General features: G+C 65.4%; 4 protein-coding genes and 3 pseudogenes. 4 read left to right on the top strand and 3 right to left on the bottom strand.

Going from position 1 to position 6,221, the window contains the following annotated elements; genetic code table 11:
- Positions 1-106: 106 nt before the first annotated feature.
- Positions 107-202: pseudogene (locus tag IEZ15_RS46240) on the bottom strand (restriction endonuclease); the annotation flags it as partial.
- Positions 203-428: 226 nt separating this feature from the next.
- Here IEZ15_RS46240 and IEZ15_RS47605 point away from each other — a divergent pair.
- Both IEZ15_RS47605 and IEZ15_RS43225 read left to right on the top strand, forming a co-directional pair.
- Positions 429-728, top strand: a pseudogene (locus IEZ15_RS47605) (peptidase inhibitor family I36 protein); the annotation flags it as partial.
- Positions 729-802: 74 nt separating this feature from the next.
- Entirely contained in the window at positions 803-1,063 is a 261-nt protein-coding gene (locus tag IEZ15_RS43225; protein ID WP_268250520.1) for a peptidase inhibitor family I36 protein, read from the top strand.
- Between the two features lie 584 nt (positions 1,064-1,647).
- On the opposite strand, the gene IEZ15_RS43220 is transcribed toward IEZ15_RS43225, so the two are convergent.
- Both IEZ15_RS43220 and IEZ15_RS43215 read right to left on the bottom strand, forming a co-directional pair.
- Positions 1,648-1,914, bottom strand: a complete 267-nt coding sequence (locus IEZ15_RS43220; protein WP_189282405.1) for a hypothetical protein — start codon at positions 1,912-1,914, stop codon at positions 1,648-1,650.
- A gap of 230 nt (positions 1,915-2,144) precedes the next feature.
- Positions 2,145-2,354 (bottom strand): hypothetical protein, encoded by a 210-nt coding sequence (locus tag IEZ15_RS43215; RefSeq protein WP_189282404.1) that lies wholly within the window; start codon positions 2,352-2,354, stop codon positions 2,145-2,147.
- 108 nt (positions 2,355-2,462) lie between these two features.
- Between IEZ15_RS43215 and IEZ15_RS43210 the strand changes: the two genes are divergently transcribed.
- Both IEZ15_RS43210 and IEZ15_RS43205 read left to right on the top strand, forming a co-directional pair.
- Positions 2,463-5,387, top strand: a complete 2,925-nt coding sequence (locus tag IEZ15_RS43210) for an NACHT domain-containing protein (RefSeq protein ID WP_229846582.1) — start codon at positions 2,463-2,465, stop codon at positions 5,385-5,387.
- A 162-nt stretch (positions 5,388-5,549) separates the two neighbouring features.
- Positions 5,550-6,221 (top strand): annotated as a pseudogene (locus IEZ15_RS43205) (integrase core domain-containing protein); the annotation flags it as partial.

Genomic DNA, 6,221 nt, shown 5'->3' with positions numbered 1-6,221 from the left:
AGACCCCGGGGCTATACGCGGCCCGGGGCCCCTAGCTTTCCGGGGCCTGCCGCATCGCACGGGAGTGCGTGTAAGCCCTGGGATCTGTGGCCGCTCCCCCTGGGGGCTATATGGCGGCCGGGAGCGGTTCCGCGAGCCGATCCAGCCGTTCGTAGAGGGCCCGCACGAGCCGGGCCCGGTTCTGGGCGCAGCGTGCGGTGCCCAAGGCCACGAGGGGTGCTCTAACCCTTTCGAGTGGATCACCAGATCCGGGAAGCCGAGACGATAGTTCTTGATCAAAATGGTCCCCGGCTCCCGGAAGACCGCAGCTGTACAGGCCGGCCAGGCGGGCGAGCGGCATCCGGCTCGCCGGGTTCCTGGGGTACTGCCCGACGCGGCGGCCGGGTGTCCCGAATGCGTGACCGTCGTCCGGAGAGGGACTGAGAATCATGAACACCAAGAAGCTGTCCAGGCGTTTCCGCGTGCTTGCGGCGGCAGCCGTCATGATCGCCGGTGCGATGAGCGCCACTCCCGCACAGGCTGCCGCAGAGCAGTGCGGGGAGAACCGGCTCTGCTTCTTCAGCGGCTCCAACGGGCAGGGCTTGAGCGCATGGGTGGAAAACGTGACGATCGGAGGCGACTGTATCTCCGGTCTCGTCACATGGAACGACGGCTCGGTGGGCCATCCGCGCAGCATCAATAACAACCTGCCGTTCGCGCTGAAGGCCTACAAAAGTTACGACTGTTCCGGATCGGCCGCGGGCACGACGCCTGCGGGCGCCGAGACGAACCTGGACCCGTCTGGCTGGTCCTTCAGGCCCCCGTGTGCCCCGACGGTAAGGTGTGTTTCTTCTCGGAGAGGGACTACAGCGGCATTTCCACTGAGAAGAGCCCCGACAATTTCTGCGATGACCGGCCCATCGACAATTACGACGCCTACGCGGTCATCAACAAGACCTCCCGGCCGATCCGCGTCTACAACAGCGTGTGGTGTACGGGGGCATACACCCTCGCTGATGTTCCCGCAGGCGGCAACCTCAGCATCAGCGGCGGCGCCGGCATGAGCGGCTGGAAGAGCATCTGACACCTTCCCTGGGGCCGGCCGGGCCTGCCCCAGGGGCCCACCGTGAGCCCGAGGCCGAGCGGAACGGGCTGCGAGGTCGAAGCCCGGATCGCTGCCGAGGAGAACGCCCCCACCCTTTGACCGACAACGGCCTGCTGTAGCAACCGGTATCCGGCCGCTTCAGCCCGCCCGGTGCAGTGTCGCCAGGGCCCGCACCCTCTGGGGTGGCGCGGTCCCCGGTATGAGGGGCAGCAGCCCAGGTCGTCCTGTCACAGACCGCGGGCTGCACCCTCTCTGTCTACGAGGCCCGGTGGCACCCCGGCGACCTGCGGCGGGCATCGTGACTACGGCTGGCGTCCGAGCGGTCGCGGGGCTGCCGCTGTACCCGGCGTTTTCTTGCCGGGCAGCGGCATTTCCGGGCACCCATTCCCAACCATCGGCACCCAGCCCCTGCCACCACAGCCCCGACCAGCGACAACACACCCCGCGCCATACCGACCGTCAACCAACTGACCCGCACCATCACCAAAAACGTCAGCACCAGATCGGCATCCATGACAGCAGTCGAGCCACCCACGACAACCCACTGAGCAGCAAAGAGCCCGCTACTCACTGACATCACAACGCCGAACCACCACCGACAAAAACCCGCAGATCATCACGATGCGGCGCTCCGTGCAGTAGTTCAGATAGAGAGCGAGACGGCCCGCGTAGGCCCGTTCCGTATTCGGCGAGCGGCCCTTGCTGCGCAACCCGGCCAGAAACGCACACGCCTCGGCATGCAGGTCGTAGGTGCGTGCATCGGCCACCACCCACCTCTCCACACCGGTCGACGGAGAGATCGAGCGTTCTGCCACATAGTTCTGCTCCACCCACCAAACACACCCAAGCCCGCCCCCAGCCGGCTCCGCTTCCGGACATCTCCCACACGACCAGGTGGCAACCACACCGAACACACCCCACAAGCCTGCGCACCTATGGATAATCCGTGCCCTGCAGTCGGCGCCCTGACCTTGGCCGGGCATCCCGACATCCACGGCCGACGGCATCACCACGGCGCACCCCACGTGCGCCTGACAAAGTACGGCAACGCATCCGTCGTTCACAGTGCTGCGAGGACGAAGGTCAGCAGTGCCAGGGAGAGGGTGGCGCTGCCCGCGAAGGCCAGGGCACCCCGTAGCAGGGCGGTGGCGTAGGTGGCTCCGTCGATGCGAGCAAGCAGGCCGGCCGCTGCTCCTACGAGGGTGCAGAAGAGCGCGATGACCGCCAGGAGCAGGACCAGGAGCATCAGGTGGATGGGTGAGGTGTTCATGGCTTCTTCCCGGGACGTTCGACGACGGTGACTCCGGGGAATTTCGCGGTTTTGGTGTTCACCGGGGTTCAGGCCGAACAAAGATGAACGAAGACGGTCGTCCGAGAGATGGAGAAGCAGGACATGGAGGACGTGCACGAGGATCCGTTGGCGGAACTCGCGCTGCGGCTGCGCACCCTCAGAGCGCAGCGGGGTTTACAGATGGGCGGGTTGCAGCAGCGGACCGGGCTGGGGCGGACAACGGTCAGCCAGGCGCTGAACGGTCAAATGGTGCCCTCCGAGGCCACGCTGGTGGCCTTGGCGGAGGCTCTGGGTGCGGATGTGGAGCCGATGTTGGCCTTACGCCAGGCCGCCGCTCGCATGCCGCAGAATCTCTCTCTGAGAGCTGTTCGCAGGTCAGTGCGGCCGACGGTGCAGCCTTCGTTCGAGGAGCGGTACCTCAGCTACGTAGCGGAACGGCATTCTCAACTGACCGTCGTAGGACTCGATTTGAGTCGACCGGAACGCGCGCGCTGGCCGCTGGACGCGGCGTACTTGAGTTTGGAACTGGCGGAGCGGCCAACGGGCTGGCCTGCAGGCAGCGGAGAAGCGGACGACCGGCCATCCGTCGTGGTGAAGCGTGCGGAGAACGCGTTAGCGGGCTGCCGACGGGTACTTCTGCGAGGGCTCGCCGGCAGTGGAAAGACAACGCTGCTGCAGTGGCTGGCTGTCGCCGCGGCACACGACGAGCTGCCGGATGAACTGACGGACTGGCGGGGACAGATTCCGTTCGTCCTGCCACTGCGGACGCTGGTCCGGCGCGGGCCCCTTCCAGAGCCGCATGATTTCCTGTCCGCGGTCGGGGCCCCCTTGGCCGCCTCGCAACCTGAGGGCTGGGCCGATGAAGTACTCGCCAAGGGCGAGGCACTCGTCCTGGTCGACGGCATCGACGAGGTCCCCCAAGAGCATCGCGGTGCCACGCGGGACTGGCTCGAGCGGCTCTTGGCGGCCTACAAAGACGCACATTTCGTAGTCACCACGCGTCCGTCAGCGGTTCCCGAAGGCTGGCTGGCCTCATCGCGCTTCACCGAACTGTCGGTGCGGCCCATGAGCGCCCCCGACATCGGAATCTTCGTCGGCCGGTGGCATGCTGCCGCCAGGCAGAGCGCGGCGACCGAGGCCGAACGGTCACAGTTGCATGGTCTCGAAGCAGCACTCCAGATGACAGTGCGTGCTCAGCGTGACCTGGCGCAGTTGTCCAGCACACCCCTGATGTGTGCGCTGATCTGTGCGCTGCACCGGGACCGCCGCGGCCACCTGCCTCACAGCCGTGTGGAACTCTACGAGGCAGCGCTGTCGATGCTTCTCATACGCCGTGACCTCGAGCGCAGCATCGAGGTCCCGGAAGGCATTCAGCTCACCGAACACCAGAGCGTCCAGCTGCTGCAACGTCTGGCCTATTGGCTCATCCGCAACCGCCAGACCGAGATGGACCGGGCAACCGCTGAGGCCTTGGTCGGTGACGCGCTGCCGGCGATGCAGGCCGTGGCTGAGCAGGGCACTGCCGACCAGGTCCTGATGCACCTGGTCGGCCGCAGCGGGCTCCTGCGCCAGCCCACCATGGACACCATCGACTTCGTCCACCGTACTTTTCAGGACTACCTCGGGGCCAAAGCCGCCATCGAAGCGCACGACTTTCCGCTGCTGGTCAACAATGCCCACGACGACCAGTGGGAGGACGTCATACGCATGGCCGTCGCCCACGCCCGCCCAGCCGAGAGCGCTGACCTGCTCCACCGCCTCATCGAACGCGGTGACGCTGAGGACGGACACAGGAGCAGGCTCCACCTCCTGGCGGCCGCCAGCCTGCAGTACGCCACCGAAATCGATCCAGACGCCCGCAGACTGGTCGAACAGCGAGCACGCATCCTGATGCCTCCCCGCTCCCAGGAGGAAGCGGAGGAACTTGCCGCACTCGGGCCGGGCATCCTGGATCTGCTACCGGGGCCGGAAAACCTGGAAGCTGATGAAGTAGGCCCCGTCATCAAGACTGCGGCTGCCATCGGCGGCGACCATGCCTACGCCTTCCTCCGCCTCTTCGCGCAGTCCCTGCCTCCTGACTCAGCACCCTACGACCTAGTCGAGGGCTGGGAGCACTTCAGCGCTGACGAATACGCCCGCGACATCCTGCTCTCCTTCCCTGACCGGGATCGTCTTACTCTGACGGTGCACACCCGTGATCAACGCAGCGCACTTCGATTCCTGAAACCCATCACCAGCGTCACCTTTCGAGAAGCATTCGCGGCGGACGAGATCATCGAGCACCTCTCAGACAAGCACACCCACGCACTGCGGATCTACGAGGGCCAACGGCTCAAAGGATTGAAGTTCATCCGCGAACTCTCAGCTCTGACAGAACTTGCCCTCTCCGACTGCACTAAGCTCACGCACATTAAAGACCTTGCAGGGCTCCCACTGTCGAACTTGAGCCTTATGCACTTGCCGGACGAATTCTCCTTCAACGCACTGGATTCTCTGCCCGAACTCACCGATCTTTCTCTCTACACGCGCCTGCCCTGGGAGAGCCTGGCGGAACTGCCAGCACCGGAGGGCCTCACCTCACTGTCCCTGGGTGGTTGGGTCGGCACACGTCTGGCCGGTGTCTCCAGATGGCAGCAACTGCAAGACCTAGTAATCAACGCCGCCCCTGACAACGAAGAATGGCAAGAAATTGCCGCACTCCCCCATCTTGCAGAGCTCTGCATATCGGATTACGACCTAAACCACGCCGTTCCCATGCCCAGCATCGCGTACCTCCGGCTTCTACCGACGTCAGACCCACAACTGGAGCTGGTGCCAAACTTCTTCCCCAACCTCGAACGCATCTTCATCAACTGCCGAGGGGCACAACCTGACACCGCCGACATCACCCCCCTGAGGCGGATCAAGGGACTCCAGATCTCCATCAGCTACGCGAGCAACGTCACCGGCCTCGAGGGATTCACCCCGGCCGCAGTCGGGCTGTACCCACGTCCTCGGACAGCAGGCACCTGAACCGCCCCTCGGGCAAGATCCCCACGCACAACCCAACCCGTCTACAGACCGTCAGGCTGTGGGAGGACCTCCATATGTCCGACCTGTGGGGCTCGTAAAGTGATCGCTGCTGGTCAGCACCCGCCTCCAGGGTCGTCGGTAAGGACTTGTAATGCTGCCCTGGTGATCGTGTCACTGCTCTACCGCACCGCCCGCGCACTGTTGTCCGTCCCCGCGGTCCTACTGCGTCGAGACACCGCCAAGGATGCCGAACTGCTGGTGCTGCGGCACGAGAATGCCATCCTGCGCAGGCATGTGAAGGGCAGGGTGCACTATGAGCCGGCCGACCGATTCTGGCTCGCCGCCCTCAGCTCGCTGATACCGCGTGGCCGCTGGACCGCCGTCTTCCCCGTCACCCCCGGCACTTTGCCGGCCTGGCACCGCAAACTGATCGCCAGGAAATGGGACTACTCCGCCCGCAGCTCCCGCACCGGACGGCCGCCGACGGCGGCCGCACTCAAAAATCTCGTGCTGCGCCTGGCCGATGAAAATCCCCGCTGGGACGACCGCCACATCCAGGGCGAACTGGCCCGACTCGGGCACCCCATCGCGGCCTCCACGGTCTGGGAGATCCTGCACGCAGCAGGCATCGACCCGGCCCCGCGCCGCTCCGGCCCCACCTGGCGCGACTTCCTCACAGCGCAGGCTCAGGGGATCCTTGCCGCGGACTTCTTCCCTTTCGACACGGCCTGGGGCAAGCGCCTGTACGCGATGGCGTTCATCGAGCACGGCACCCGGAGACTGCACCTCACCGGGGTGACCACGCACCCCACCGCGCAGTGGGCGGCACAACAG

The sequence above is a fragment of the Streptomyces atratus genome, from assembly GCF_014648655.1.
Lineage (GTDB): Bacteria > Actinomycetota > Actinomycetes > Streptomycetales > Streptomycetaceae > Streptomyces > Streptomyces atratus.
The sequence above is the reverse complement of the archived record's forward strand: the minus strand, read 5'-3'. Positions and strand labels throughout refer to the sequence as shown.

What these genes read in the sequence shown, in the direction of transcription:
- IEZ15_RS43215 (WP_189282404.1), bottom strand. Translation starts at nt 2,354, where the DNA reads ATGAACACCTCACCCATCCACCTGATGCTCCTGGTCCTGCTCCTGGCG.
- IEZ15_RS43210 (WP_229846582.1), top strand. Translation starts at nt 2,463, where the DNA reads ATGGAGAAGCAGGACATGGAGGACGTGCACGAGGATCCGTTGGCGGAA.